The sequence below is a fragment of the Mycobacterium sp. NGS54 genome (assembly GCF_059812465.1).
The window spans coordinates 484,171-510,216 of sequence record NZ_JCALCS010000002.1 but is presented as its reverse complement, the minus strand read 5'-3'; the positions used below and the strand labels follow the sequence as shown (position 1 = coordinate 510,216).

Below are 26,046 nucleotides of genomic sequence, written 5' to 3'. Positions count from 1 at the left end.
CTAGCCCACCCGCACGGACGTGATCGTGACGGTGCTGGTGGGCATGCCCCTGGTGCGGTTGCCGGCCACCCCCACCTTCGCGATCTTGTCGAGGGTGGCCAGGCCCGCCTCGTCGACGGAGCCGAACACGGTTGACGTCGGCTCGATCTCGGCGTCCCGGAAGACCACGAAGAACTGGCTTCCGTTGGTGTTGGGCCCGTTGGTGGCCGTCGCGAGGGTCCCGCGCGGATAGATCACGGTTGCCCTGAGCGCCGGGTCGTCGGCCTTGTACTGGTTGGTGGGGTACTCGTCGGCGAATTCGTAACCGGCGCCTCCGCCGCCGTCGGCGTCGGGGCCACCGAACAGCAGCGTCCCGCCCTCCGGCTCGTCGATCATCCGCCCGCACACGGTGTTGTCATAGAACCCCTGCTTGGCCAGGCTGACGAAGCTGTTCACCGTGCAGGGGGACTCGTTGTTGGCGAGCTGGACGCCGATGTCGCCGAAGTTGGTCGAGATGACGGCGTGGATCGGGGACGGTTCGGTGGCGACCCGGCCCGTCGGCGGCAGGTTGGCGGACTTGCTCGCCGGATCCGGCGACGGCGGGTACTGGCAATTGGCGCCGAGGTCGGGTGGGGCCGCGAACGCCGGCAGCGGCGGCACGGTCGCGCCGGTCGCCGACGTCGGCCCGGGGGCCGACCCGGGCCGGGCGGGGACCCTGGCGCGGCTCGGGGTGGGGGAGGCCGCATTGTTCGTCGAGCCGTGGCTCTGCGTCACCAGCGAAATGACCAGGGCCACCACCGCCGCCAGCGCGACGAGCGACCCGCCGACGATGCCCAGGGCCAGCCGCCTGTTGAAGGCCTTCGCCTGGACCGGCTGCGGCGCCGGCTGCGGCTGCGACGCCGGTGCCGCCGGTTCCACAGCGGAGGGCGGCGCGACGAGTGGTGCGACGGGTGGTGCGACGGCTGGCGCGTCGGTGGCGGTCAGCGCTGCCCTGGCGGCCTCGGCGAGCTCCATCGCCGACTGGTAGCGGGCGTTGACGTCCTTCGCCATGCCCCGCGCGATCACCGCGTCAAGGGCCGGCGGCACGCCGGGCGCGATGATCGACGCTCGCGGTGGCGGCGTGTTCACGTGCGCGTTGAGCTGCTCCTCGAGGCTGTCGCCGGGGAAGGGCCGGCTTCCGGTGAGGCACTCGTAGAGCACGCAGGCCAACGAATACACGTCGGCGCGGTGATCCGTTGTGCCCCTGAAGCGTTCGGGCGCCAGGTACGCCACGGTGCCCATCGTGGCGCCGGTGCCGGTGAGCTCGGTGTCGGTCTGCGCGCGGGCGAGGCCGAAATCGATCAGGTAGACGAAATCTCGCGCGGCGGTCACCAGGATGTTTTTCGGCTTGATGTCCCGGTGGATCAAGCCCACCGAGTGGGCCGTATCCAGCGCCGCCGCAACCTGTTCGATCACCGCGACGGTGCGCTCGGGGGACAGGCGCCCACCGCTTTGCACGATGTACTCCGCCAGGTCGCGCCCCTCGATCAGCCGCATGTCGACATAGAGCTGGCCGTCGATCTCGCCGTAGCCGTGGATGGGCACGATGTGCGGATCGTTGAGGCCGGCCGCGATGCGTGCCTCGCGGCGGAACCTTTGCTGGAACTGATTGTCCTCGGCCAAATGCGGCGGGAGCACTTTGAGCGCCACCACGCGATCGGTGGCGGGGTCGTAGGCGCGGTACACGCGTCCCATGCCGCCCCGGCCCAGCAATGCCATTATTTGGTAGCGGCCGAACGTCTCCGGATCCACACTCACCCATCGAACCCTAAACGGTGGAGCAAGTGATTCTGGTGATTCTCACCAATCCGCGGCCGGTGTTGCGGCCTTGCGGCTTTAGTCGAGCAGCAGCGACTTGATGGTGACTTCGCTGGCCGGCGCCCCGTCCTCGCCGCCGCCGGCGACGCCGGCCTTGGCGATCTTGTCCAGGATGGCCAGCCCGTCGGCCTGGATGGTGCCGAACACGGTGTACTGCGGCGGCAGCTGGGAGTCCTTGTAGACCATGAAGAACTGGCTGCCGTTGGTGCCGGGTCCGGCGTTGGCCATCGCCAGGGTGCCGCGCGGATAGACGACCGGCTGTTGCGCCTTGGGGTCGTTGGGCGGGTACTGGTCGGTCGGGTACTCGTTGGCGAATTGGTAGCCGGGGCCACCGGTGCCGTCACCCTTGGGGTCGCCGCATTGCAGCACGCCCAGCGTGTCCGAGGTGGTCAGCCGGTGGCATTTGGTGCCGTCGAAGTATTTCTGGCCGATGAGGCTGGCGAAACTGTTTACCGTGCAAGGTGATTCGTTGTTGGCCAGCATCAGCCCGATGTTGCCCTGACTGGTCGACATGCTCGCACTCACCTGGGCCGGGTCGGTCGGGACCTTGCCGGTGCGCGGCGGCTTGACCTGTTTGGCGGCCGCGTCCGAGGACGCCGGGTATTGGCAGTTGGCACCCAGGTTGGCCGACGCCTTGAACGGCGGCAGCGGCGGGACGGCCGGCGTCGGCCCGGGCGTCGTGCTCTCGGGAGAGCTGCTGGCGGCGGTGGTGCTGGTCGGCGCCGCGGTGTTGCTCTTGTTCTCGTGCTTGGTGTTGACGATCGCGATCACCACGGCGACGATCACGGCCACCGCCGCGACCGAACCCGCGGCGATCACCACGATCCGGCGCCTCTTGGCCTGCTTCTGGCGCTTCTCGAGCTGCCGTTCGAGTTTGCGCTTGGCGTTGGCACGTCGCTGTTCGTTGGTCGGCACGGCCGGAATGCCTCCATGGTTGATGGGTCGGGGCCCGAGATTGCCAGCCCAGGCTAATGTGGGCGCGGTGACCGGTGTCAATCGGGTCCCGTGGGAAACTGGGAACCGTGTTGATCACTGGATTCCCCGCCGGCATGTTGCAGTGCAACTGCTATGTGCTGGCTGACCGGCCCGGAACCGACGCCGTCATCGTCGACCCCGGTCAGCGCGCGATGGGCGCACTGCGGCGAATCCTGGACGAGAACCGGCTGACCCCCGCCGCGGTGCTGCTGACCCACGGGCACATCGACCACATCTGGTCGGCGCAGAAGGTTTCCGACACCTTCGGCTGCCCCACCTATATCCACCCCGAGGACCGCTTCATGCTGAGCGACCCGATCCACGGCTACGGCCCGAAGCTGGCGCAGCTGGTGACGGGCGCGTTCTTCCGCGAGCCCAAGCAGGTGGTGGAGCTGGACCGCGACGGCGACAAGCTGGACCTGGGCAGTGTGACCGTCAACGTCGATCACACGCCCGGGCACACGCGCGGATCGGTGGTCTTCCGGGTCTCGTCCGACAAGGACGTCGTGTTCACCGGCGACACGCTGTTCGAGCGCTCGGTGGGCCGCACGGACCTGTTCGGCGGCAGCGGCCGCGACCTGCTGACGTCGATCATCGACAAGCTATTGGTGCTGGACGACAAGACCGTCGTACTGCCCGGGCACGGCCCGTCGACCACCATCGGCGCGGAGCGGCGGTTCAATCCGTTCCTCGAGGGCCTGAGCCGGTGACGGAGTTCTCTGCCCCCAAGGGGGTGCCGGACTACCTGCCGCCCGATTCGGCGCAGTTCGTCGCGGTGCGCGACGGGTTGCTGGCCGCGGCCCGCCGGGCCGGCTACGGCGACGTCGAGCTGCCGATCTTCGAGGACACCGCCCTGTTCGCCCGCGGCGTCGGCGAATCCACCGACGTCGTCTCCAAGGAGATGTACACGTTCGCCGACCGCGGCGATCGCTCGGTGACTTTGCGGCCGGAGGGGACGGCCGGGGTGGTGCGCGCGGTGATCGAGCACGGTCTGGATCGCGGCGCGCTGCCGGTGAAGCTTTGCTACGCGGGCCCGTTCTTCCGTTACGAGCGTCCGCAGGCCGGGCGGTATCGCCAGCTGCAGCAGGTCGGCGTCGAGGCGATCGGCGTCGACGACCCGGCGCTGGACGCCGAGGTGATCGCCGTCGCCGACGGTGGCTTCCGCTCGCTGGGCCTGGAGGGCTTCCGGCTGGAGATCACCTCCCTCGGAGACGAGAGCTGCCGCCCGCAGTACCGGGAACTGTTGCAGGAGTTCCTGTTCGGCCTCGACCTCGACGAGGAGACGCGGCGACGCGCGCGGCTCAATCCGTTGCGGGTGCTCGACGACAAGCGGCCCGACGTGCGGGCCATGACGGCCGACGCGCCGGTCTTGCTCGACCACCTGTCCGACGGCGCCAAGCAACACTTCGACACGGTGCTGGCCCATCTCGACGCGCTCGGGGTGCCGTACGTGATCAACCCGCGGATGGTGCGCGGGCTGGATTACTACACGAAGACCACGTTCGAGTTCGTGCACGACGGTCTGGGCGCGCAGTCCGGGATCGGCGGCGGTGGCCGCTACGACGGCCTGATGAGCGAGCTCGGCGGACAAGACCTGTCGGGCATCGGCTTTGGGCTGGGCGTGGACCGGACGATGCTGGCGCTGCGCGCCGAGGGCAAGACCGTGGGGGGGACCACGCGCTGCGACGTGTTCGGGGTCCCGTTGAGCGACGCGGCGAAGTTGCGGCTTGCGGTGGTGGCGGGCGAGTTGCGCGCCGCCGGCGTCCGCGTCGACATGGCCTACGGCGACCGCGGGCTCAAGGGTGCGATGCGCGCCGCCGACCGCTCGGGAGCCCGCTTCGCGTTGGTGGCGGGCGACCGGGACCTCGAGTCCGGGACCGTCGGGGTGAAGGACCTCGGCTCGGGTGACCAGGTCTCGGTGCCCTTGGATTCCGTTGTCGCCGAGGTGCTTTCGCGGCTGCGGCAGGACTAGGGGGGCGCGGCGGTGAGGCCGGGCAACGTGATCGGCGGAGGGCCCTGCCCATAGATCAGTTTTTATGATACAAACGATCTCAATTCCATGTCGACGTGAGGGGCGCGCAAAGTCATGACGCCATCGCAGTACGTCCACGAAAAGCTTCAGCTGGCGCTATGGGGCTGCGGCATCGCATTCGGGGTGTTGTTCTTTGTCGGGCTCATGCCGTTGTCGGGTTTCATTCCGCCGCCGTCGCCCCAGCTGTCCGGTGCCCAATTGATGGCCGAGTTCGGGCCCAGGCTGACCTGGGTCAAGCTCGGGATCGTCGTGGGGCTGCTGGGTAGCACCCTGCTGGTTCCCTGGTCGGCGATGGTCGCCCTGCAGATATCCCGTATGGAGCAGGGGCGCCGCGTCCCGCTCTGGGCCATCTTTGCGTTCGGCGCCGGCTGCGTGAATGCGGTGGCCTTCATCCTGCCGTTCATCTTCTGGGCGGGCGCCTTCTATCGCCTCGACCGCTCGCCCGAGCTGGTTCAGCTCGTCAACGACATGACGTGGCTCGAGTTCCTGATGTTCTTTCCGACCTTCAGCATGCAGCTGTTCTGTCTCGCAATGGCCGGATTCACTCAGCGGCAGGGGCCGCAGGTGTTTCCCCGCTGGTTCTTGTACCTGAATCTCTGGATGGCAACGATCGGCGGGACTGGGCTCGCGTGCATTTTCTTCTTCTCCGGACCGTTGACCTGGAACGGCATCATCGGATTCTGGCTGCCCGTCGGGTCGTACGTTCCGTTTCTCGTCATCACGTTCATCCAGTTCTATCGGGCGATTCGCGCGGAGAAGCACTGCTATGAGCCCCTGGATTCGACCTCGCCGGCCGGGGCGGCCACTTAGGTCGGTCTGGACATGGGATTCCGTTGTCGCCGACGTGCTTTCGCGCGTCGCCCGGTAGCCGGTCCGGCGCAAGAATTTCGCAAGCGGCCGGCGCTACATTGCGGTCATGGACACCACGCTGAAGAAAGTGGTTGCCGGGGCGCTGTTCTCGAGCGGCGTCGCGGTGGCGGGTTTGGGGCTGACCGCGGGCACCGCCCATGCCGACAACTTCACCGTCCCGCACGACTGGTGCCCGGGTAAACCCCTGCCGATGCCGGATGTCCGGTGGGACATGAACGTCTGCCACCACTGGTACTGGGTTCCCGTCGGGGGCATGGGCAACGTCGGCCAGTTCGTCTGGGAGGGCGACGCTCCACGGCAGCCGCTCGGACCGCCGCCGTGCTACGGAGCGCCCATCTGCCTGCCCGGGTTGTAACATTCGCCATGCCCAAATTTGCTGCCCGCTCGATCGCGGCGCTCACCGCGACAGCGGCCGCCCTCATTGCGCATGCCCCGGTCGCCAACGCCGATCCGGCGGGGAACCCGCCGATGCAGACGGCACGCGGCGAGTACGTCGGAGACTGGCAGAGACACCTGAGCATGCTGACGATCGCGCCCGACGGCACCGGGACGATGCTGCTCGGGTCCAGCGCCCGCGATGGCGAGAGGTGGACGATGCGCTGGACGCAGGGCGACGGCCCGGGTCTCGGGATCAGGTTGGAGCAGCGCATCGGTGCCTGGGGCGATGGGCTCGGCGGCGACATCAACGAGCAGACCGCGTGGAAGGCCGAGCTCGTTGTGGCCCCAGACGGTGTCACCGTCCTCCACTTGGCCCACAACGATGCCGAACTCACCGATGCGAACGCAGGTGACATCTGGTGCTCACAGAAGTATGGCTACAGCCACTTCTGTGGCGCCTGAATCAGCCGACTTGGTAGGAGTCGCGCGAGAGGCGGAAGAAGTGCCCGGTTTTGGTGTTGGTGCAAGTTACCCCCGAAGGTTCGCTATCGCAGGTGAGCACGCCGAGCGATCGCGATTGGCCGTAGTCGAGTACGGGCCAGGAGGAGGGCAGTAGGGAAGCGTACGCGTCGCAGCCCACGTCTGGCAGGGGCCTTGAGATGTTCAGAATCGCCGCAACACCAGTTGCCGACGTTTTGCACGTCCCCGGTGTCGGAAAGGTGTGGTCGGCAAGATCGCACTGCACATTGTTGTTGCCGTCAGCGCCCGGCACCAACAACATCGTGCAGGCGATGTTTCCCGACGGTGTTTGAAACTCGATCTCATCGTTGTCGGCGTGCGCGGTCGCGGCCAGGCCGACCGCCGTCGCGACACTCGCGATCGACAAGGCCGCGATCATTTTGCTTTTCATGGTTGCTCCTTTGAAAACGTGCCCGGGGGACTCGATCAGCCCACCTGGTAGGACTCTGATGACACCTGGAAGAAGTGACCGGTGCTGCTGTCGGTGCATGTCACGCCGGATTGCTTACTGGCACAACTGATCGCGCCCAGCGAGCGCGTTTTTTGGCCGTAGTCGAGCGTGGGCGATATCGGCGTTTTGTTGGCACCGACGACACACGGCATGTCCTTCGGCGACGACGGCGACCCGCCCTGCCAAAGCCCGAATTGCGGCCAGGCGACCACGCCGTCGGACTGGCGTTGTCCCGTGTAGGTGGAGTTCGCGATGGTGCAAACGACGCCTGGATCGGTCCCCTGGGCATAGCCCATCTTGCAGTAAATGCTGCCCGAAGGGGACTGAAAGTCGTAGCCCTCATCTGCGTGTGCAGCGGCCGGAAGGCCGGCGGCCGCCGCGACCGCCGTCATTGCGACGAGGGCGAGCTTGGTGACTGTCATGTACGTCTCCTTAGCTGTGCGCGCCTGTGACGGCCGTTGTGCAAACAATCCCGCAGCCGCCTTGCCTGATCCTTGTGCGAATCTTGCGGCACCGTCCCCGGCATCGGCGGATTGTCGGGGTGCCGTGGCATACTCGAACGCATGTTCGATGAAGCGGCCCGTGCTGAGGTGATTGCCCGGTTCGACGAGATGATCGAGCGGCGTTATCCGTCGACGACGGCGGAGTCCGCGGTGATGGTCGATCGGATTTGCGCCGCCTCGCGGGCCGAGAACCGGCAGGCGGCGGCGCAGTTGGATGCGATCGGTGAGTTGTTTCGGTATCGGTTGTCGCGGTGTTCGGAGACCGAGGAGTGGGCGATCGACACGATGGAGGCGGTGGCGGCCGAGGTGGGGGCGGCGTTGCGGATAAGCCAGGGGCTGGCGGCCAGCCGGCTGCGCTACGCCCGGGCGATGCGCGAACGCCTCCCGGAGGTGGGGGAGGTCTTTGCCGCCGGGGATATCGACTACCGGATGTTTCAGACGATCGTGTATCGCACGGATTTGATCGAGGATCCCGAGGTGCTGGCGGGCGTGGATGCGCGGTTGGCGGCCAATGTGGCGCGCTGGCCCTCGATGACGCAGGGCCGGTTGGGCGCGCAGGTGGATCGGATCGTGGCCAAGGCCGATGGGGATGCGGTGCGCCGGCGCGCGAAGGCCCAGCGGGATCGGGAGGTGTGGTTCGGGCCGGATCAGGACGGCCGGGCCGAGTTCGGTGGTGTCCTGTTGTCCCCGGATGCGCACGCCCTGGACAAGCGGCTGAATGCGGTGGCGGCCACGGTGTGCGCGCATGACCCGCGTACCCGCGAGCAGCGCCGCGCGGATGCGCTGGGCGCGCTGGCCGCTGGGGCGGATCGGCTGGGGTGTCGCTGCGGGCGCCCCGACTGCGCCGCAGGGACACGGCCCGCCGCGTCGCCGGTGCTGATTCATGTCATCGCCGAGCAGGCCACCCTCGACGGCACCGGCGGCGCGCCGGCCTCGGAGGTGGGTGCCGACGGGCTGATCCCACCCGAACTCGTGCGGGAGTTGGCGGCCTCGGCCAAGCTCATGCCGCTGATCCACCCCGGCGACGCGCCACCCGAGGACGGGTATGTGCCCTCGCAGGCGTTGGCCGATTTCGTGCGGTGTCGCGATCTGACGTGCCGCTGGCCGGGCTGCGACGCCCCGGCCATCGGCTGCGATCTGGATCATACGATCCCCTATGCCCAGGGCGGGCCCACGCACGCGTCAAACCTGAAGTGCTACTGTCGAACTCATCATTTGGTCAAGACGTTTCTGGGTTGGGCCGAACAGCAATTGCCTGACGGGACGCTGATTCTGACCTCCCCGGCCGGGCAGACGTATGTCACCACCCCGGGCAGCGCGCTGCTGTTTCCCAGCCTGTGTTATTCGGTGGGCGGCATGCCCACACCGGAGGCCGACCCGCCGGCCGACTACTGCCCCGAGCGCACCGCGATGATGCCCCGACGCCGCCGCACCCGCGCCCAAGACCGCGCCTACCGCATCGCCACCGAACGCCGCCACAACCGCGACGCCCGCACCGCCCGCCGGGCCGAGGCGTGGAGCTACACCCTGCCCGCCCCACCCGCCGACGGCGATGACGATCCGCCGCCCTTCTAGGTGCCGGCCGACCGTAGCCGCCTGACGAATTGAGCCACGGCCAAACCGATCTCGTCCGGGCTGTCTTCTTGGATGAAATGCACCCCGGGGACCGTGACTTCGCTGAGGTTACCCCACGTCCGGACGTAGTCGCGGATGCGGCCGGTGAGGATCGCGCCGGGCTCGGCGTTGACGAACAGCTTTGGCACGTCGTCTTTTTCGAGCCAGGCTCGGTACTCGTCGACGATGGCGACAACGTTGGCCGGCTCGCCATCGATGGGGATGTTGCGCGGCCACGACAGCGTGGGTCGCCGGTCCTCGCCGGAATTGAGGAACGGCTCGCGGTAGGCGTTCATCTCCTCGTCGGAAAGTTTCCGCTGAATAGCGCCGGGCAGGACCGCTTCGACAAACATGTTCTGTTCCAACACCATCCGCTCACCCTCCGGCGACCGGAACCCCTGGAAAACACCCCGCACGCTGGGATGCCAATCCGTCCATGTCATCGGCGTGACGATCGCCTCCATGAATGCGATCCCCTGCACGCGGTCGCGATGCTGGTTCGCCCAGTCGAAGCCCAGCGCGGAGCCCCAGTCGTGCAGCACCAGCACCACGCGGTCCCCCAGGTCGAGCGCGTCCCAGAGCGCGAACAAGAAGTCTCGTTGCTCGGCGTAGTTGTAGCGGTCTGGACCCGATGGGCTGAGTTTGTCCGACGCGCCCATCCCGATGAGGTCGCATGCCACCAGCCGGCCCAGCCCCGCCAGGTGCGGCATGACATTGCGCCACAAGTACGACGACGTCGGGTTGCCGTGCTGAAAGACGATCGCGTCGCCCTCGCCCTCGTCGATGTAGGCCATTCGCTTGCCGGCGATCTCCCGGTGTCGCAGTTCCATGGCGCCATCCTGTCACTTGACATCGGATCGAACAACAGTTCGAATAGAGCGTATGCGCTGGGCTAGTCAGGCCGTCGCTCTCGACGACGGGGCGCTCCCGGGGCTGGCCAGGATCGGCCTGGTCCGAAGCGTGCGCGCGCCGCAGTTCGAGGGGATCACCTTCCACGAGGTGCTGTGCAAGTCGGCGCTCAACAAGGTGCCCAACGCCTCTGCGCTGCCGTTCCGCTATACGGTCAACGGCTACCGCGGCTGCTCGCACGCTTGCCGCTACTGCTTCGCGCGCCCCACCCACGAATACCTGGACTTCGACTGCGGCGCCGACTTCGACACCCAGGTGGTGGTCAAGACCAACGTCGCCGAGGTCCTGAACCGCGAGCTGCGCCGGCCGTCCTGGCAGCGGGAGACGGTCGCGCTGGGCACCAACACCGATCCCTACCAGCGCGCCGAAGGGCGCTACGCGCTGATGCCGGGCATCATCGGCGCGCTCGCGGGGTCCGGCACGCCGATGTCGATCCTCACCAAGGGCACCCTGCTCAGGCGCGACCTGCCGCTGATAGCCGATGCGGCACACCAGGTCCCGGTATCGGTCGCCGTCTCGCTGGCCGTCGCCGACCCGGAGTTGCACCGCGACGTCGAGCCGGGAACGCCGACACCGCAGGCCCGCCTGGGCCTGATCACCGCCATCCGGGACGCCGGCCTGGGCTGCCACGTGATGGTCGCGCCCGTGCTGCCGCATCTCACGGATTCCACCGAGCACCTCGACGGCCTGCTCGGCCAGATCGCCGCGGCCGGCGCCACCGGCGTCACGGTCTTCGGCCTGCACCTGCGCGGATCGACGCGCGGCTGGTTCATGTCCTGGCTGGCCCGCTCGCACCCGGAGCTGGTCGGCCGGTACCGCGAGCTGTACCGCCGCGGCGCCTACCTGCCGCCGAGCTACCGCGACATGCTGCGCGAACGGGCCGCGCCGCTGATCGCCAAGCACCGGCTGGGCGGCGACCCCCGCCCGATCCCATCGGCAAAAGCCACAGCGGAACCGCTGCAGCCGACGCTGTTTTGAGCTAGGCGGGCCGGTCGCGGCGCGGCTTGGTGAGCGTGAACTGGTCCACCACGGTGACGGCGCCGAACGGCCCGCTCAGCCCGTAATGCGTCGCCTTGATCGAGGTGTTGCCGCCAGGTTGGCCCGGGTCGACGTCGAAAGCCGCGAAGCCGTAAGGGTTGTCGCGGTCGCGAAACGCCGACCACGGCGCGTCCTCCAGCACGTAGATCGGCGCCTTGCGGCCGATTCCGGGGTCGAATGCCCCGACGCCGGTCACCACGCGGCACCGCGGCTCGGGAAAGAACATCCCGTTGGACGGCGCGGAGGTGCCGCCGCCGCCGATGACGAGGTGCACGGTGCCCTTGGTCGAGTCGATGAGATCGTTGCGGGTCTCGACGGGTATCGGCGTCCGGGTGTCGGTGCCCAGCGACCCGCGCAACGGATGCGACCGCTCGTAATGGTGTTCGTGGCCGCACAGCACCAGATCGACCTCATACTGGTCGAACAGCGGCAGCCATTCCTGGCGGATCCCGAGGTCGGCGCCGTTGGTCCTATCGGCGGTCGAGATCGCCGTCTGGTGCATGCAGACGACGATCCAGTCGACGTCCGGGTGGCGCCGTGCGGCGGCGAGTTCGCCGGCGAGCCAGCGCCTTTGCTCCCCGCCTGAGTAGCCGTGCACGTAGAAGTTGCCGCCGTCCTGGTAGGCCACGTCGTCGTTGTTCAGGCTGATCACCCGCACCGAGCCGGCGGTGAACGAGTACCACAGGCCGCGGGTCTGAAGGCTGGAGCCCGAATCGGGCACCGCGAAGTAGGTCTGGTAGGCGCCGTAACCGATCGGCCCGTTGCCCAATTCGTTCTCGTGGTTGCCGGCGGCCGGCATCCACGGCCGGAACCGCGCCGAGCGGGTGTTGTTCTCGAACCAGTTCGACCAGGTCCGGATGCGGTCCTGGGCCAGGTTGGCGTAGCACAGGTCGCCGTTGACGAGATTGAACAGCGGACCGAGGCGCTCGACCGCCAGCGTGGTGTCCGCGGCCGCGGGCGACCCGATGTTGTCGGTGGCGTACCGGCCGTCGGGCATCCGGGCCAGCGTGGGGGTGGACTGATCGCCGAAGCTGGTGAAGCGCAGCGGCTTTCGCCCCGACGGCGCGGTGCGCACCGTCCCGCCGCCCGGCTCGGCGCCGTCGTGCACCGCGGCGTACACGTAATCGGTGTCGGGGATCAGGCCCGTCAGGCGCGCGTGGTTGACGCGAACCTCGATGTTGGACTTGGCGTCCCGGTAGGTGCGGGTCTCGGCGGCGACGGTGTGCCCGAACCCGGAGGCCGGGGTGCCCAGCATGACGCGGGGATTGCGGACGGCCTCGGTGGTGTGCCATGACACCACCACCTCGGTCGCGGCGTTCGCGCCGAACTGCAGGTGCAGGCCGGTCACCGGCGGTGCGCCGCCGCGGTCCGGCTGATACCAGACGGCGGGACCGCGCACCTGCGACCACAGCAGCGCCGCCCCGCCCCCGATGCCCGCCCCCAGGGCGGCCGAGACCGCGCTCGTGGTCAACAGCCTGCGGCGGCTGATCCCCGGAAGATCGGTCATGCCTGCTTCATACCCGACCGGGGTGAACGCCCGCATCCTGGTCACAGCTACCGGGGTAACGAATCCGGTAGCGTTTTCGATATGACGAACGTGCGAAAAGTGACCTGCGGGGTGGCGGTGGCAACGTTTGCGGCGGCTATGGGGGTGGCCGTGGCGCCCGCGATTTCCCATGCGGATGGCCACCAGGTGACCTACACCGTGACGAGCCCCAACAATCTGACCGCCACGGTCAGCTATGTGAGTTCGGATCCACCCAGCCAGGCGGCCTACAGCGCGGACCCGTCGAAGTTCACGACGAGTGTGCAGGCGCCGCTGAGCGGGGGAACGCCGGTCACCTACACCGCCACGCTGGCGAACCCGAACCAGTTCGCGACCATCACCGCCAGCGGCATGCTGCACTGGCCGGATTCGGGCAACGGCCCGGCCCAGTTCCACTGCGAGATCGCGGTGGACGGCCAGGTGGTCGCCCACGCGGACGCCACCACCACCGTCACCTGCCGACCCAGCTAGCCCGCCGGCGCCGGCTCAATGCTGCACGCGCACGGCCAGGTAGTACTCGTGCCGCCGGGTGTCGTCGACGGTGTAGCTGGCTGCCTTGGCCGCGCCGTCGTGGTCGGACTCCAGCCAGCGCTCGGTGTGCTGGCGTTCGAATTCGGTCCACGACGGCACGGTGAACCGCTCGAGGACCATGTCGGGTTCTTCCAGGTTTCGATACAGCCGCCAGCTGTGACCGCCCGTTCGCAGGCGTGAGCGCCGGACCGCGCTCATTGCGCCGACGAACTCGTTGAGGTTCTCCGTCGACACCCGGTAGCGGACGGTCACCAGCACCGGCCCGTCGTTGGGGCGCGGTTCGAGCATCACCATCGGCGACGCCCAACAATTGGAAATGTTGCGGCTCAGCTTCCCGGTGGCGGGCAGCAATCCGAGCACGGGGACGCTGAGGGCGGCAACGGCCAGCAGCGCGGCCGACCAAGTCAGCGCGGCGTCGAGCCCGTCGCGGGTGGCGACGAGACCCCAGAGGTACGCGCCGACCGCCTGGCAGCCGGTGAAGACCAACAGGTACATCGCCAATCCGCGGGCCCGGACCCAGCGCGGCAGATGCAGCTGGGCCGCCGCGTTCAGCGTCGTCAACGTGAGCAGCCAGGCCGTCCCCGACAACACCAGGAAGGGGGCCGCCGCGGTGAACGACAGCCGGGCCACCGCGAGCGCCGCAACTCCGTACGCGGCGGCGCACGCCGCCAACAGCGCGTTGGGCGGCACCTTCTCGCGGATCGGGTTCGGCACCGCGAGGGCGAGCGCCGCCCCGCAGCCGATGGCCCCCAGCGTCAGACCGTAACCGCTGGCTCCCAGGTGCCAGCTGTGCGAGGCGGCCACCGGCAACAGCGCCAGCAGGGCCGAGGCGGGAAACACGAAAAGCGCTGTGCGCAGCAGGATCCGACGAAAGATCGGGCTGTTGACGACGTACAGCCATCCGCTCACCATGGCCTGGCCGAACTGTTCCCGTTCGAGCGGCGCGAGTTGCTTGGGCCGCTGCCACGCCGTGAGGGCGAAGATGATCCCGGTGAACGACACGGCGTTGATCGCGAATACCGCTGCCGGACCGGCGATTGCGACCACGACGCCGCCGATCGCCGGCCCGATTACCCGGCCGACGCTCGCCGAGACGCTCGACAGGCCCGCCGCCGACGGGATCTGCTCGCGCGTCACAACCTCGGGCTGAATCGCCTGCCAGGCCGGCGCGGTCAGCGCGGAGGCCAGGCCGATCGCGACGGTGAACAGCAACAGCGCGGTCGGCGTGAGCCTACCGAGGTAGGTCACCGCCGCCAGGGCCAGCGCCACCACCACCGCATACGACTGCAGGACGATCAGCAGGCGCCGTCGGTCGAACAGGTCGGCGAGCACCCCGGCGAACAGCCCCAGCAGCAGCGTGGGCCCGAGGCTGGCCGTCTGCACCAGCGCCACGACGGTGGCGCTGCTGTGGTCCTCGATCAGGAACCATTGCGCCGCCACGCTTTGCATCCAGGTCCCGATGTTCGAGACGAACTGCGCGATGAACAGGTTGCGAAAGATGCGATTGCGCAACGGTGCCCACGCCGACGCCTGCCCATCGTCGGCCAGCTCCTGATCCTGGACCACCATGAGCGCTCAGCCCAGATCGGTCGCGGCGAACGTATTGCACTGGTTGGGGTCACCGGTCTGGTAGCCGATGGTGAACCACTTCTGCCGCTCCGTCGACGAGCCGTGCGTCCAGGACTCCGGGTTGACGCGTCCGGTCGCCTGCTTCTGGATGCGGTCGTCGCCCACCGACGCGGCGGCCGAAAGCGCATCGTTAATATCCTTGTCGCTCAACGGCTCCAGGTACGGCACGCCGGTGCTCTGCTGCTTGACGGTTGACGCGTAGTGGGCCCAGATGCCGGCGTAGCAATCGGCCTGCAGCTCCGTGCGCACCCCGTTGCCCCCGGCGCCCTGCGCCCCCTGCTGGGCGCGGCCCAGGACGCCCTGCAGCTGCTGCACGTGGTGGCCGTATTCGTGCGCGACGACGTACTCCTGCGCGAATGGTCCACCGCTGGAACCGAATCGGTCGACCAGTTCCTGGAAGAAGTCGGTGTCGAAGTACGCCGTCTGGTCCACCGGGCAGTAGAACGGTCCCACCGCGGTGGTGGCCGGGCCGCACCCGGTGTCGACGGATCCGGTGAACAGGCGCACGTGTGGGCGGGTGTAGTTGCGCATCAGCTGATGCCAGACCGCGTCGACGGAATTACCGGTGGCGACGACGCGGCACTGGACGTACTTGTTGGCGTCGGCGCCGGTCTTGCACTGGCTCAGGTCGAAACCGGGCGCCGAATAGCCGCCGGTGTTGGTCTGTTGCTGGGTCATGATGCGGCCCGGGTCGATGCCGAAGAACAACGCCCCGAGCAGGATCAGCAGCCCCAGGCCACCGCCCCCGATGGCCATCCCCATCCCGCCCCCGCCGGAAGACGACGCGGTGCTGGTGTCGATCTGCATGCCCTCGTTGAAGGTCATTGCACGCTCCTAAGGTTGCCGGGTTACGGGGAACCGGGCGTCGGTGTAGCTGCGTAGGTTGCGCAGGAACCGGCGGAGCCCCAGGTTGAGCAGCGGCCCGAACACCGGCATCACCAGCCGGGCGGGGCCGGCCGGTTTCTGCGCCATGGTCCACGTCAGCCGGCACCCGCCGGGGATGACCTCGACCCGATAGTCCTCGGCGAACGCCGCGACCGCCTTCGACGAGCATTCGTTGAACCGGAATGCCATGTGGGTGAACGGTTCCCACGCGAGGAACTCCTCGTCCCCGACGATCCCGCCGCGCATCTCGACGGTGCGGGTGGTGCCGACGCCGCGCGGCTCGGGAGTTGTCCAGGTGACTTTCGTGATCACCGGCGCCCAGCGCGGCCACGACCCGGCGTCGCCGAGCACCTCGAACAGCTGCTCGGGCGTGACGGCGAGGTCGACGCTGTTGCGGAAACGAAACGGCGCGGTATCTACGAAGCCCAGGTCGACACGCTCGCAAGGGAACATGGCCCTAACCTAACCCGGCCCGTCGCTCGCCGCCGCCAGCAGCGGCACCAGGATGTCGCTGATCGGGGTCGCCAGGTCGTGGTTGCGGGCCTTGCGGATGATCACGCCGTTGCGGATGTCCCACTCGAGCCGCCGGTGGTTCTCCCGGTCGAACAGCATCGACGTGCCCATGTCCTTGGGGCCCTTGCGGAACATGTCGACCAGCTCGTCGACCACGCCGTCGGGCAGCCGGGCGCCCTCGGCGCGCGCGACGGCCAGGCATTCGGCCACATAGCGGCGCGACAGCGCGGCGACGTCGTCGCGGTGGAACATCCCGGACCGCCGCCCGGTCAGCACCATGAACCCGGCCAGCGCGTTGACGAGCAGCTTGCGCCAGGCGGCCGTGATGAAGTCGGGATCGCACTCGACCTGGCAGCCGGCGCCGCGCAGCAGCTCGGCCGCCGCTTCCGCCGAGGGCCCCGACGGCAACACCAGCCGCGGTTCGGTGCGCAACCGCACCCACCCTTCCGGCTGCGTCTCGGCGCCGTACCAGACGATCCCGGGCACCACCGGCGACGACGGGCAGTGCGGCTGCACCTGCTCGACCTGCTCGACACCGTTCTGCAGCACGACGACGACCGTGTGCTCGTCGCACAGGCGGCCCAGCCAGCCGGCCGCCTCGTCATTCTGGGTGGCCTTGACCGCCAGGATCACCACGTCGACGGGGCCGGCGACCGCGCCGGGATCCGTGCACACGGGGCCGGGCACCACGATCGGGTCGGCGCCGTCGGGCCGCAGCTCGATGGCGTCACGGGGGGTGCGGCCGCACACCAGCACGGAATGCCCGGCCTTGTGCAGCAGCGCGGCGACCGTCGTGCCGACGGCGCCGGGACCGACCAGTGCGATGTTGGTGGCGATAGGTCCGAAATTACTAGAGCGCGAGCGCTTGGCGCAGCACGGCGACGGTTTCTGCCTGCTCCCGCTTCGAGATCGCCGCATCCTGGATCAGCATCGAGCCGTGGAAAGTCCCTGGGAACAAATGCAATTCGACGCTCACCCCGGCGGCGAGCATGGCCAGCGCGTAGGCGACGCCCTCGTCGCGCAGCGGGTCGAAGTGCATGACCGAAACGTAGGCGGGCGGCAGGCCCGCCAGATCGGTCGCGCGGGCCGGCGCGGCATAGATCGACACGTCGTCCCCGCCGGCGCGGCCGGGCCCCAGGTAGCAGTTCCAGCTGACGATCGCGCGGGGGCGGCTCCAAAAAGGGGTGTCGGTGAACGCGATCATGCTCGCGGTGGCCAGGCGGTCGTCGAGCTCGGGCACGGACAGGAACTGGAAGGCGATGTGCGGCCCGCCGCGGTCGCGCGCCAGCAGCGCCAGCGCGGCGCCGAGCCCGCCGCCGGCGCTGGTGCCCTGAATGGCGATGCGGTGCGGGTCGACGCCCAGTTCGTCCGCGTGCGCGGCGGTCCAGACCAGCCCGGCGTAGACGTCTTCCAGGCCGCCTGGAAATGGGGTTTCCGGCGCGAGCCGGTAGTCGACCGACACCACGACCACGCCGAGTTCGCGTGCCAGCGCGACGTTCGAGGCGTGTTCGGTCTCGAGGTCGCCGGCGATGAACCCGCCGCCGTGGACGTGGTAGATCGCGGCGGGAGCGCTGCGCCGTTCGGGTTGGTAGATGCGGATCGGCACCGCGGGATCGCCGTCGCGGCCCGGGATCTGACGGTCCTCGATCCGCACCCCGGTGGTGTCCGGCGGTGGAAACTGGGCGATCATCTCCGACAGCGCCGCCCGGATGGCCAACGGGTCGTCGCCCGGCAGATCGGGCAGCAGTGGGACGACGGCGGCGATTTCCGGATCGAACGCATACGTGGTCATGTGCACTCCTGATCCGTCCGCGGCGACGTCGCTCATGCACTCTAGACTGGGCAGTCGTTCAATCGGGCAAAAGGGGAGTATTTCGTGCTGCGCAGCCATGCCGCCGGTGCGCTGAGGAGCAGCGACGCCGGCCAGCAGGTGACGTTGGCCGGTTGGGTGGCCCGCCGCCGCGACCACGGCGGTGTCATCTTCATCGACTTGCGGGACGCGTCCGGCGTCGCGCAGGTGGTGTTCCGCGCGGCCGACGTGCTGGCCCAGGCGCACCGGTTGCGCGCCGAGTTCTGCGTCGCGGTGACCGGTGTCGTGGAGATCCGGCCGGAGGGCAACGCCAACCCGGAGATCGCCACGGGCGACATCGAGCTCAACGTCAGCTCGCTGACCGTGCTGGGCGAGAGCGCGCCGCTGCCGTTCCAGCTCGACGAGCCCGCCGGCGAGGAGCTGCGACTGAAGTACCGCTACCTCGACCTGCGCCGCGACGGCCCGGCCGCGGCAATGCGGCTGCGCTCCAAGGTCAATGCGGCCGCGCGCGATGTGCTGGCGCGGCACGACTTCGTCGAGGTCGAGACCCCGACCATCACCCGGTCGACGCCGGAGGGGGCGCGCGATTTCCTGGTGCCGGCGCGCCTGCACCCGGGCTCGTTCTACGCGCTGCCGCAGAGCCCGCAGCTGTTCAAGCAGCTGCTGATGGTGGCCGGCATGGAGCGCTACTACCAGATCGCCCGCTGCTACCGCGACGAGGATTTCCGCGCCGACCGCCAGCCCGAGTTCACCCAGCTCGACATGGAGATGAGCTTCGTCGACGCCGAGGACGTCATCGCCATCTCCGAGGAGATCCTGGCCGCGCTGTGGGGGTTGATCGGCTACCAGCTCCCCACGCCGATCCCGCGGATCAGCTACGCCGACGCCATGCGCCGGTTCGGCTCCGACAAGCCCGACATGCGGTTCGGCCTCGAGCTCGTCGAGTGCGCGGAGTTCTTCAAAGACACCACGTTTCGCGTCTTCCAGGCGCCCTACGTCGGCGCGGTCGTGATGCCCGGCGGGGCCTCCCAGCCGCGGCGCACCCTGGACGGCTGGCAGGAGTGGGCCAAGCAGCGCGGGCACCGCGGGCTGGCCTACGTCCTGGTCGGCGACGACGGCGAGCTGGGCGGCCCGGTGGCCAAGAACCTGTCCGACGCCGAACGCGCCGGCCTGGCCGGCCACGTCGGGGCCAAGCCGGGGGACTGCATCTTCTTTTCGGCGGGTCCGGCGAAGTCGTCGCGGGCCCTGCTGGGCGCGGCCCGCGGCGAGATCGCCCAGCGGCTGGGCCTCATCGACCCGGACGCGTGGGCGTTCGTGTGGGTGGTCGACCCGCCGCTGTTCGAGCCCGCCGAGGACGCGACCGCCGCCGGGGACGTGGCGGTCGGCACCGGGGCGTGGACCGCGGTGCACCACGCGTTCACCTCGCCCAAGCCCGAATTCTCCGACGCCGTCGACAAAGATCCCGGCAGCGTGCCGGCCGACGCCTACGACATCGTCTGCAACGGCAACGAGATCGGCGGCGGCTCGATCCGTATCCACCGCCGCGACATCCAGGAACGGGTGTTCGCCGTGATGGGCCTGGACAAGGCCGAGGCCGAGGAGAAGTTCGGATTCCTGTTGGAGGCGTTCATGTTCGGCGCGCCGCCCCACGGCGGCATCGCGTTCGGCTGGGACCGCATCAACGCGCTGCTGTCCGGGGTCGATTCGATCCGCGAGGTGATCGCGTTCCCCAAGACCGGCGGCGGCGTCGACCCGCTGACCAACGCGCCGGCGCCCATCACGCCCCAGCAGCGCAAAGAGTCCGGAATAGACGCCAAGCCGGAGAAGGTTGACCGGGCATGACTGAAATGCCTGACACCGCCACCATCAACGCCTTCAACACGAGCATCATCGACGAGTTCCGTTCCAACGAGGGCAAGGTCGGCGGCCAGTTCGAGGGCGCCAACCTACTGCTGCTGCACACGACGGGCGCCAAGTCCGGCCAGCCCCGGGTGTCGCCGCTGGCCTACTTTCGCATCGACGGCAAGCTGATCATCATCGGCTCGTTCGCCGGCGCGCCCGTCAGCCCGGCCTGGGTGCACAACCTGCGCGCCAACCCGGCGGCCCACGTGGAGATCGGCACGGACGCGTTCGACGTGGCCGCCCACGAGCTGCCGCGCGACGAGCGCGACGCGCTCTTCGACAAGGTCGCGGCCGCGGCGCCCGGCTTCGGCGAATACCAGTCCAAGACCAGCAGGGTGATTCCGCTATTCGAGTTGCAGCCGGCGTAAGCGCGGGCCTCAAGCGGCTGCGCGGGGTGTGGTTCTACCTCGTGCAGACGTCGGTCGCCTCCGGGCTGTCCTGGTACATCGCGCACGACCTGCTGAGCCACCCGCAGCCGTTCTTCGCGCCGATCGCCGCCGCGGTGTCGCTGTCGATCAGCAACGTGCTGCGCGCCATGCGCGCCGTGCAGATGATCTTCGGCGTGATTCTGGGGATCGGCGTGGGCATCGCGGTGCAGGCTGTGCTCGGGCCGGGTGCGCTGGCCATCGGGATCGCCGCGTTCCTCGCGCTGTGCATCGCGGTGTTCATCGGTCACGGCTTCATCGGGCAGGGGATGATGTTCGCCAACCAGACCGCCATCTCGGCGATCCTGGTGCTGGCCCTGTACCGCACCAACGTCGGCTTCGAGCGGACCTACGACGCGCTGATCGGCGGTCTCGTGGCGATCGTCTTCGCCGTGCTGCTGTTCCCGGCGGATCCGTTGACGCTCCTGCGCAGCGCCCGCGTCGGCGTGTTGGGCGTGTTGCAGGGCGTCCTGACCCGCGCGGCGGACCTCGCCGCCGGGCGCCGGGAGGCCCCGCCGGGCTGGCCCCTGTCGGCTGTCGATCGGGTGCACGCGGAGCTCGGTGGGCTCATCGAGGCGCGCACCACCGCCCGTCAGGTCGTGGCGGTCGCGCCGCGGCGCTGGGGCCTGCGCGCTGCCGTGCGGGCCGCCGATCACCAGGCCGTGCACGTGGCCCTGCTCGCGGGCTCGGTGCTGGAAGTCGCCCGCGCCGTCGTCCCCGGCGACGGCTGCCGCGCCGCGCCGCCCGTCCACAGCGCGCTGGTGGTGCTGGCGGCCGCCACGGCGCTGGCCGACTCCGACCCCGCCGGGGCGTGCGCGTACACCGCGGCCGCGCGCCATCATGCGTCGCAGTTGCGCGCGGCCGCCGGCGAGAAAAACCAGGTGGTGCTCGCCGACGCCGTGCAGGCCTGCGTCGACGACCTGCAGCGGGTCATCGACCTGCGCTCATAGCGAGTCGGCCAGGAACTCCTGCACCAGTTTCTTGGGCGCCTGCGTCAGCCACGCCTCGGTGATCACCTCCGCCAGATCACGTGGCGCGATCTCGGCCAGCCGAAGTAGCACCGCCGGGTAGCCGTCGAAGTGCGGGGTGGTGAAGTAGACGCCGGGCTCGTCGGCGATCAACGCGAACTTGACGCCCTCGTCGGAAACCCGGACGCCGAGGATGTCGCCCTCCGGGGGTTCGACCCCGCTGTCCGCCAGCGCCTCACGGTCCGACGGGCGCAGCGGCCGCTCCCACGCCAGCAACTTCTTGCCGACCCGCCACTCGTGCGGTGACGGCTCGGAGGTAAGTGCCAGCTCACCAACGATGCGGGCGACGTCGTTCCACGTGGCCACGCTGATGATTGTGCGCCCGATATGGCGCGCTTGGCTCGCGATCGGCAAACCCGGTGTGATGGGATCAGCGTTGTGTCAGAAGCCGAGGCCCGCCGGCACCGGGTCACCCACCGCACCCAGTACCGCTACTCCGACGTCGTGACCAGCTCTTATGGCCGCGCGTTCCTCACGCCGCGGGATTCCGCGCGCCAGCGGTGCATCGCGCACCGGCTGACCATCGACCCGGCCCCCGCCGACAGCTCCACCAGCAGCGACAGCTACGGCAACGTCAGCTCCTACTTCCACGTCACCGAGCCGCACCACTCGCTGACGATCACCGGCGACTCCATCGTCGACGTGTATCCGCCGCCCCCGGAGCGCTACACCAGCGGGCCGGCGGTGCAGCCGTGGGAGGCATCCCGGCCGGCCGGGCGCAGGGGAGCGCTCGCGACCGAGTTCACCCTGGACCTGGACCCGCCGGAGATCACCGACGCGGTCCGCGAATACGCCGCCCCCAGTTTCGAGCCGGGCCGCCCTCTGGTCGATGTGATGCGCGACCTGGCGTCGCGGATCTTCACCGACTTCACCTACCGATCCGGGTCGACGACGATTTCCACCGGGGTCAATGAGGTTCTGGCGGCCCGGGAAGGGGTATGTCAGGACTTTGCGAGGCTAGCGATCGCCTGCCTGCGCGCCAACGGGTTGGCGGCCAGTTACGTGTCCGGCTATCTGGCCACCGACCCGCCACCGGGGAAGGATCGGATGATCGGCATCGACGCGACCCATGCCTGGGCGGGAGTGTGGACCCCGCAGGAACCGGGCCGGTTCGAGTGGCTGGGGCTCGACCCGACGAACGACCAGCTGGTCGACGAGCGCTACATCATCGTCGGCCGCGGGCGCGACTACGCCGACGTGCCTCCGCTGCGCGGCATCATCTACACCAACTCCGAGCACAGCGTGATCGACGTCGCGGTCGACGTCGTGCCGTTCGGGGGTGACGCGCTGCATGCGTGACTTCCACTGCCCCAACTGCGGCCAGCGCCTGGCGTTCGAGAACTCGGCGTGCCTGTCGTGCGGCAGCTCGCTGGGGTTCTCCCTCGAGCAGATGGCCCTGCTGGTGATCACCAACGGCGAGCACGCTGGCGCCGTGGCTGCCGACGAGTACCAGCTGTGCGCCAATCTTCATCTGGCGGAATGCAATTGGCTGGTCCCGAAGAACGATCGCGGGGGGCTGTGCGTGTCGTGTGCGCTGACGCTGGAGCGGCCCAACGACAACGACACCGACGGCCTGGCCGCATTCGCCCGCGCGGAGGCCGCCAAGCGGCGGCTGATCGCCGAGCTGCACGAGCTGAAGTTGCCGATCGTCGGGCGGGACCGCGACCCGGACTACGGGTTGGGGTTCCGGCTGCTGTCCAGCGCACACGAGAAGGTGTTCACCGGCCACGAGAACGGCGTCATCACACTGGATCTCGCCGAGGGCGACGACGTGCACCGCGAGCAGCTGCGGGTCGAGATGGACGAACCGTACCGGACCCTGCTCGGGCACTTTCGGCACGAGGTGGGGCATTACTACTACTACCGGCTGATCACCCCGTCGAGCGACAACCTGGCGCGGTTCAAGGAGCTGTTCGGCGACCCCGACGCCGACTACTCCGAGGCGCTGGACCGGCACTACGCCGACGGCGCGCCCGAGGGGTGGCAGGAGAGCTTCGTCTCGTCGTACGCGACCATGCACGCCGCCGAGGACTGGGCCGAGACCTTCGCCCATTACCTGCACATCCGCGACGCCCTGGACACCTCGGCCTGGTGCGGCCTGGCGCCGGCGTCGGCGACGTTCAACAGTCCGGCGTTGGGCCCCAGCGCATTTCCCACCATCATCGAGATGTGGCTGCCGTTGTCGTGGTCGCTGAACATGGTGAACCGCTCGATGGGCCACGACGACCTGTACCCGTTCGTGCTGCCGGTCGCGGTCCTGGACAAGATGCAGTTCATCCACGACGTGATCGACGAGGTGACCTCGGAGTTGCGCGGACCCGCGGCCGCCGCGGGGTAGCCCGGGATCACGAGTTGGACTGCCCGAAGAGGACACGGCCCGAGAGCTCTGGATCGATGGGCTCAACGCATTGATCTACGGATTTGGACAAGTGGCAGACCAACAACACGCGTGATTGGGGCGCCACCCCAGCATGGAGCGCGGAGCCGCAGCGCCGGCGACGTTGGAGCGACGCGGATTGTCGGGCACTCCAAAGAGCGACCGCTACGTTTCTAGCGAAACTCGCCAAGTCAGCTGGACGCCGCGCCGCGAAGAAAGCCCACGCCTAGGTGTGGTGCCGACAGCGAACTCGCGGAATCTGATTCGCCGCTGCCGCTGTCGACTTCGTGCGAATTAGTTTGGGCTGAGGAGTGCGCGGGTGACGAGGTCGGCGGCGTGAGTGGCACCGCCGGAAGCGGTGAATCCGCGAGCGACGCGTTCGGCGCCGGCGGTCATGGAGAGCGCGGCGTCGATGGCGTGACGTAGTCGCTTGACGGATAGTCGGCGAGCGGGTAGCCGGGTGCCGCACTGGGCGACCTCGACGCGGCGTGCTACTTCGAATTGGTCTCGGCCGTGCGGGACGACGCAGACCGGTACTCCCCGCGCCAGGGCCTTCTGTGTTGAACCCATGCCGCCGTGGGTGATGGCACACACCGCCCGGTCCAAGATCATCCCGTGCGGTGCCGACCTGGTCACCGTCGCATTGAGAGGTGTCGCAATCTCGGGCGGCAGGCCTGCGGGAATGGTTGCCACGACGTGGAATTGACTGCCGTGCAATGCTTTCAATGCCGCCGATGGCAGCGCGGCATCGTCTTGGAACTCGGTCGACGAGGTCACGAGCACGATGGAGCGCTCGATGCTTGTTAGCCAACCGGGAACGTCCGCCGGTGACGGGTCGAAGTCGCAGGGACCGATGAGGTGCACATGGGAGGGCCAGTCGGGGTGGTGGTACTCGAAGGGTTCGGCGGTGGCTACCAAGACCAGTGGGGGCCGTAGTGCGAAGTCATCCGCGCTGTTGATGGTGTCGGCGCCCGCACTTTGGCGCACTTCGGCGAGCGCCGAGACCATGGCGCGTTCGAGCGCGCCGGTGACGAAGGGTCGAACGGCGGCGTCGCGCAGGCGCCCGCGCAGCCCGGGCCAGGGTCGCAGGCCCGGGCCGTAGGGCGGCGCCCCTCGCGATCGGATGAATGGCGGATAGGGCCACAACGTCGCCCAACCCATCCCTTCGGCTTCGGCCACAGATGCTGCGCCCCAACAGTTGGCGTCGATGATCATCGCGTCTGGCCGGTGCGCCGCCAACGCGACGCGCACGTCGGCGACTTCCACGGCGGCGCGCGCACCGAAGACGGACATCACGACTTTGAGTGCCGCCAACGAGTTCGGCGCCCTCCAGTCGCTCATCGCGACCGATTCGATCTGCGGGTCGATGGCCTCTGCCGCGAATCCGAGCTGCTGTGCGACGCTGACACCAGCGCCGAGCGTCTTCACCACGATCCGGTGACCACGGGATCGAAGTTCTGCCAGAAGCGGCACCATGGGATAGAGATGACCCAGCGACGGCGAGGTATAGGCCAACACGACGCCCATCACCGGGTCCCCTCGACCAGGGGGGTTACCAACTCCAGCAACGCGGTCAGGGTTTGAGCGCGTGTCAGGTGGCCATCGTTGCGCAGCAAGTGCCAGGTGCGCACGTCGCAGAGCGCGACGAACTGGGCCAGCCGCCGGGCACGCTCAGCGCGGGTCAGGCCCACTAGCGAGTCGGCGAACACGCGGGCACACCAGTCGCGGTGATAGCGCGCCCCGCCGGTCGCCATGGCGGCGATCGCCGGGGAGGCGGACTGTTCGGCGATCAGCTTGAGCACCAAAGCCCCATGTGCTTCGTAGTGGTCCACCAAGTTCGTGATCGCGTCCGCCGGATCGCCGGATACCGCCTGTCCACGTTGGGTGAACACCTCGCGCGCGAAGCGTTCGATCGCCGCGGCGAACACCGAGTCGCGATCACCGAAGTGGCGCAACACCGTCTGCACGGTGACCTCTGCGCCGGCCGCGATATCGGCCAACGTCACCGTGGCCGCCGGCGTGGACTCCAACAACGTCATCGCCGAGGACGCGATGCGCTCCGCGGTCTGCGCCGCGGCCGCCGACCGATTGGTCATATCGTACGACCGCATCAATTTCATGTCACCGACGTTACCACCAAAACAGTCGGTGTGGCGATCGTGATCGATGCCGCGAACCTGTGTGCCGCGACCCCAAGTCGCAGACGCCGCCATATTCATGTTGACATCACTCACACCAATATCTATATTGGCGTTAGTCACAGTAAAATGAAGTT

Annotated in this window: 27 protein-coding genes; 13 read left to right on the top strand and 14 right to left on the bottom strand. The window is 68.7% G+C overall.

The window, feature by feature from the left end:
- Together AC5Y5E_RS07045 and AC5Y5E_RS07040 are read right to left on the bottom strand one after the other, a co-directional pair.
- Positions 1-1,776 (bottom strand): protein kinase domain-containing protein, encoded by a 1,776-nt coding sequence (locus tag AC5Y5E_RS07045; RefSeq protein WP_499902266.1) that lies wholly within the window; start codon positions 1,774-1,776, stop codon positions 1-3.
- Positions 1,777-1,854: 78 nt separating this feature from the next.
- Complete coding sequence (locus AC5Y5E_RS07040; protein ID WP_499902265.1) at positions 1,855-2,751, bottom strand: peptidylprolyl isomerase; 897 nt, start codon at positions 2,749-2,751, stop codon at positions 1,855-1,857.
- 107 nt (positions 2,752-2,858) lie between these two features.
- Between AC5Y5E_RS07040 and AC5Y5E_RS07035 the strand changes: the two genes are divergently transcribed.
- The 5 genes from AC5Y5E_RS07035 to AC5Y5E_RS07015 all read left to right on the top strand — a co-directional run bounded on the left by AC5Y5E_RS07035 (position 2,859) and on the right by AC5Y5E_RS07015 (position 6,553).
- Positions 2,859-3,521, top strand: a complete 663-nt coding sequence (locus AC5Y5E_RS07035; RefSeq protein ID WP_499902264.1) for an MBL fold metallo-hydrolase — start codon at positions 2,859-2,861, stop codon at positions 3,519-3,521.
- Positions 3,518-4,783: a histidine--tRNA ligase gene (hisS, locus tag AC5Y5E_RS07030; protein ID WP_499902263.1), complete on the top strand. Its 1,266-nt coding sequence runs from the start codon at positions 3,518-3,520 to the stop codon at positions 4,781-4,783. Before AC5Y5E_RS07035 ends, hisS begins: the two co-directional genes overlap by 4 nt.
- Positions 4,784-4,897: 114 nt before the next feature.
- Positions 4,898-5,653, top strand: coding sequence for a hypothetical protein (locus AC5Y5E_RS07025; RefSeq protein WP_499902262.1), 756 nt, complete (start codon positions 4,898-4,900; stop codon positions 5,651-5,653).
- A 106-nt stretch (positions 5,654-5,759) separates the two neighbouring features.
- Positions 5,760-6,068, top strand: coding sequence for a hypothetical protein (locus AC5Y5E_RS07020; RefSeq protein ID WP_499902261.1), 309 nt, complete (start codon positions 5,760-5,762; stop codon positions 6,066-6,068).
- An 8-nt stretch (positions 6,069-6,076) separates the two neighbouring features.
- Positions 6,077-6,553 carry a hypothetical protein gene (locus tag AC5Y5E_RS07015; RefSeq protein WP_499902260.1) on the top strand — a complete coding sequence of 159 codons (477 nt, stop codon included), beginning with the start codon at positions 6,077-6,079 and terminating at the stop codon, positions 6,551-6,553.
- Position 6,554: 1 nt separating this feature from the next.
- On the opposite strand, the gene AC5Y5E_RS07010 is transcribed toward AC5Y5E_RS07015, so the two are convergent.
- The gene (locus AC5Y5E_RS07010; RefSeq protein WP_499902259.1) at positions 6,555-7,001 is read right to left on the bottom strand and encodes a DUF6636 domain-containing protein; all 447 of its coding nucleotides are present in this window, start codon (positions 6,999-7,001) and stop codon (positions 6,555-6,557) included.
- 35 nt (positions 7,002-7,036) lie between these two features.
- Positions 7,037-7,483 carry a DUF6636 domain-containing protein gene (locus tag AC5Y5E_RS07005; RefSeq protein ID WP_499902258.1) on the bottom strand — a complete coding sequence of 149 codons (447 nt, stop codon included), beginning with the start codon at positions 7,481-7,483 and terminating at the stop codon, positions 7,037-7,039.
- 141 nt (positions 7,484-7,624) lie between these two features.
- Between AC5Y5E_RS07005 and AC5Y5E_RS07000 the strand changes: the two genes are divergently transcribed.
- The gene (locus AC5Y5E_RS07000; protein ID WP_499902257.1) at positions 7,625-9,139 is read left to right on the top strand and encodes an HNH endonuclease signature motif containing protein; all 1,515 of its coding nucleotides are present in this window, start codon (positions 7,625-7,627) and stop codon (positions 9,137-9,139) included.
- On the opposite strand, the gene AC5Y5E_RS06995 is transcribed toward AC5Y5E_RS07000, so the two are convergent.
- Complete coding sequence (locus tag AC5Y5E_RS06995) at positions 9,136-10,008, bottom strand: haloalkane dehalogenase (protein ID WP_499902256.1); 873 nt, start codon at positions 10,006-10,008, stop codon at positions 9,136-9,138. The two genes, AC5Y5E_RS07000 and AC5Y5E_RS06995, sit on opposite strands and share 4 nt — an antisense overlap.
- A gap of 52 nt (positions 10,009-10,060) precedes the next feature.
- On the opposite strand from AC5Y5E_RS06995, the gene AC5Y5E_RS06990 reads away from it, so the two are divergent.
- On the top strand, positions 10,061-11,065 hold the full coding sequence (locus AC5Y5E_RS06990; RefSeq protein ID WP_499902255.1) for an Rv2578c family radical SAM protein: 1,005 nt from the start codon (positions 10,061-10,063) through the stop codon (positions 11,063-11,065).
- 1 nt (position 11,066) lies between these two features.
- Here AC5Y5E_RS06990 and AC5Y5E_RS06985 read toward each other — a convergent pair whose 3' ends face one another.
- Positions 11,067-12,632 (bottom strand): purple acid phosphatase family protein, encoded by a 1,566-nt coding sequence (locus tag AC5Y5E_RS06985; protein ID WP_499902254.1) that lies wholly within the window; start codon positions 12,630-12,632, stop codon positions 11,067-11,069.
- Between the two features lie 81 nt (positions 12,633-12,713).
- Here AC5Y5E_RS06985 and AC5Y5E_RS06980 point away from each other — a divergent pair, with 81 nt between their 5' ends.
- Positions 12,714-13,142, top strand: a complete 429-nt coding sequence (locus tag AC5Y5E_RS06980) for an Rv2576c family protein (protein WP_499902253.1) — start codon at positions 12,714-12,716, stop codon at positions 13,140-13,142.
- A gap of 15 nt (positions 13,143-13,157) precedes the next feature.
- Here the strand turns inward: AC5Y5E_RS06980 and AC5Y5E_RS06975 are convergent, their stop codons facing one another.
- The 5 genes from AC5Y5E_RS06975 to AC5Y5E_RS06955 are packed head-to-tail and all read right to left on the bottom strand — an operon-like array spanning position 13,158 to position 18,057.
- The gene (locus tag AC5Y5E_RS06975) at positions 13,158-14,771 is read right to left on the bottom strand and encodes an MFS transporter (RefSeq protein WP_499902252.1); all 1,614 of its coding nucleotides are present in this window, start codon (positions 14,769-14,771) and stop codon (positions 13,158-13,160) included.
- Between the two features lie 6 nt (positions 14,772-14,777).
- On the bottom strand, positions 14,778-15,656 hold the full coding sequence (gene ypfJ / locus AC5Y5E_RS06970; RefSeq protein WP_499902251.1) for a KPN_02809 family neutral zinc metallopeptidase: 879 nt from the start codon (positions 15,654-15,656) through the stop codon (positions 14,778-14,780).
- 9 nt (positions 15,657-15,665) lie between these two features.
- The gene (locus tag AC5Y5E_RS06965) at positions 15,666-16,169 is read right to left on the bottom strand and encodes an SRPBCC family protein (RefSeq protein ID WP_499902250.1); all 504 of its coding nucleotides are present in this window, start codon (positions 16,167-16,169) and stop codon (positions 15,666-15,668) included.
- Between the two features lie 9 nt (positions 16,170-16,178).
- Positions 16,179-17,066 (bottom strand): oxidoreductase, encoded by an 888-nt coding sequence (locus tag AC5Y5E_RS06960; RefSeq protein WP_499902625.1) that lies wholly within the window; start codon positions 17,064-17,066, stop codon positions 16,179-16,181.
- A 13-nt stretch (positions 17,067-17,079) separates the two neighbouring features.
- A complete protein-coding gene (locus AC5Y5E_RS06955) occupies positions 17,080-18,057 on the bottom strand; it encodes an alpha/beta hydrolase (RefSeq protein ID WP_499902249.1) in 978 nt (325 codons plus the stop codon).
- A 48-nt stretch (positions 18,058-18,105) separates the two neighbouring features.
- On the opposite strand from AC5Y5E_RS06955, the gene aspS reads away from it, so the two are divergent.
- From aspS to AC5Y5E_RS06940, 3 genes are read left to right on the top strand one after another with little or no spacing between them, the layout of a single operon-like run.
- The gene (gene aspS / locus AC5Y5E_RS06950) at positions 18,106-19,881 is read left to right on the top strand and encodes an aspartate--tRNA ligase (protein WP_499902248.1); all 1,776 of its coding nucleotides are present in this window, start codon (positions 18,106-18,108) and stop codon (positions 19,879-19,881) included.
- Positions 19,878-20,309: a nitroreductase family deazaflavin-dependent oxidoreductase gene (locus AC5Y5E_RS06945; protein WP_499902247.1), complete on the top strand. Its 432-nt coding sequence runs from the start codon at positions 19,878-19,880 to the stop codon at positions 20,307-20,309. Before aspS ends, AC5Y5E_RS06945 begins: the two co-directional genes overlap by 4 nt.
- A complete protein-coding gene (locus AC5Y5E_RS06940; protein WP_499902624.1) occupies positions 20,288-21,316 on the top strand; it encodes an FUSC family protein in 1,029 nt (342 codons plus the stop codon). The genes AC5Y5E_RS06945 and AC5Y5E_RS06940 overlap by 22 nt, the downstream gene beginning before the upstream one ends.
- Here AC5Y5E_RS06940 and AC5Y5E_RS06935 read toward each other — a convergent pair.
- The gene (locus tag AC5Y5E_RS06935; RefSeq protein WP_499902246.1) at positions 21,311-21,700 is read right to left on the bottom strand and encodes an MmcQ/YjbR family DNA-binding protein; all 390 of its coding nucleotides are present in this window, start codon (positions 21,698-21,700) and stop codon (positions 21,311-21,313) included. The genes AC5Y5E_RS06940 and AC5Y5E_RS06935 overlap by 6 nt on opposite strands.
- 72 nt (positions 21,701-21,772) lie before the next feature.
- Here AC5Y5E_RS06935 and AC5Y5E_RS06930 point away from each other — a divergent pair, with 72 nt between their 5' ends.
- Together AC5Y5E_RS06930 and AC5Y5E_RS06925 are read left to right on the top strand one after the other, a co-directional pair.
- Positions 21,773-22,693, top strand: coding sequence for a transglutaminase family protein (locus AC5Y5E_RS06930; RefSeq protein ID WP_499902245.1), 921 nt, complete (start codon positions 21,773-21,775; stop codon positions 22,691-22,693).
- Positions 22,686-23,732 carry a zinc-binding metallopeptidase family protein gene (locus AC5Y5E_RS06925; RefSeq protein ID WP_499902244.1) on the top strand — a complete coding sequence of 349 codons (1,047 nt, stop codon included), beginning with the start codon at positions 22,686-22,688 and terminating at the stop codon, positions 23,730-23,732. The genes AC5Y5E_RS06930 and AC5Y5E_RS06925 overlap by 8 nt, the downstream gene beginning before the upstream one ends.
- A gap of 333 nt (positions 23,733-24,065) precedes the next feature.
- Here AC5Y5E_RS06925 and AC5Y5E_RS06920 read toward each other — a convergent pair whose 3' ends face one another.
- Both AC5Y5E_RS06920 and AC5Y5E_RS06915 read right to left on the bottom strand, forming a co-directional pair.
- On the bottom strand, positions 24,066-25,298 hold the full coding sequence (locus tag AC5Y5E_RS06920; protein ID WP_499902243.1) for a glycosyltransferase: 1,233 nt from the start codon (positions 25,296-25,298) through the stop codon (positions 24,066-24,068).
- Positions 25,298-25,882: a TetR/AcrR family transcriptional regulator gene (locus AC5Y5E_RS06915; RefSeq protein ID WP_499902242.1), complete on the bottom strand. Its 585-nt coding sequence runs from the start codon at positions 25,880-25,882 to the stop codon at positions 25,298-25,300. The genes AC5Y5E_RS06920 and AC5Y5E_RS06915 overlap by 1 nt, the downstream gene beginning before the upstream one ends.
- Between the last annotated feature and the right edge of the window lie 164 nt (positions 25,883-26,046).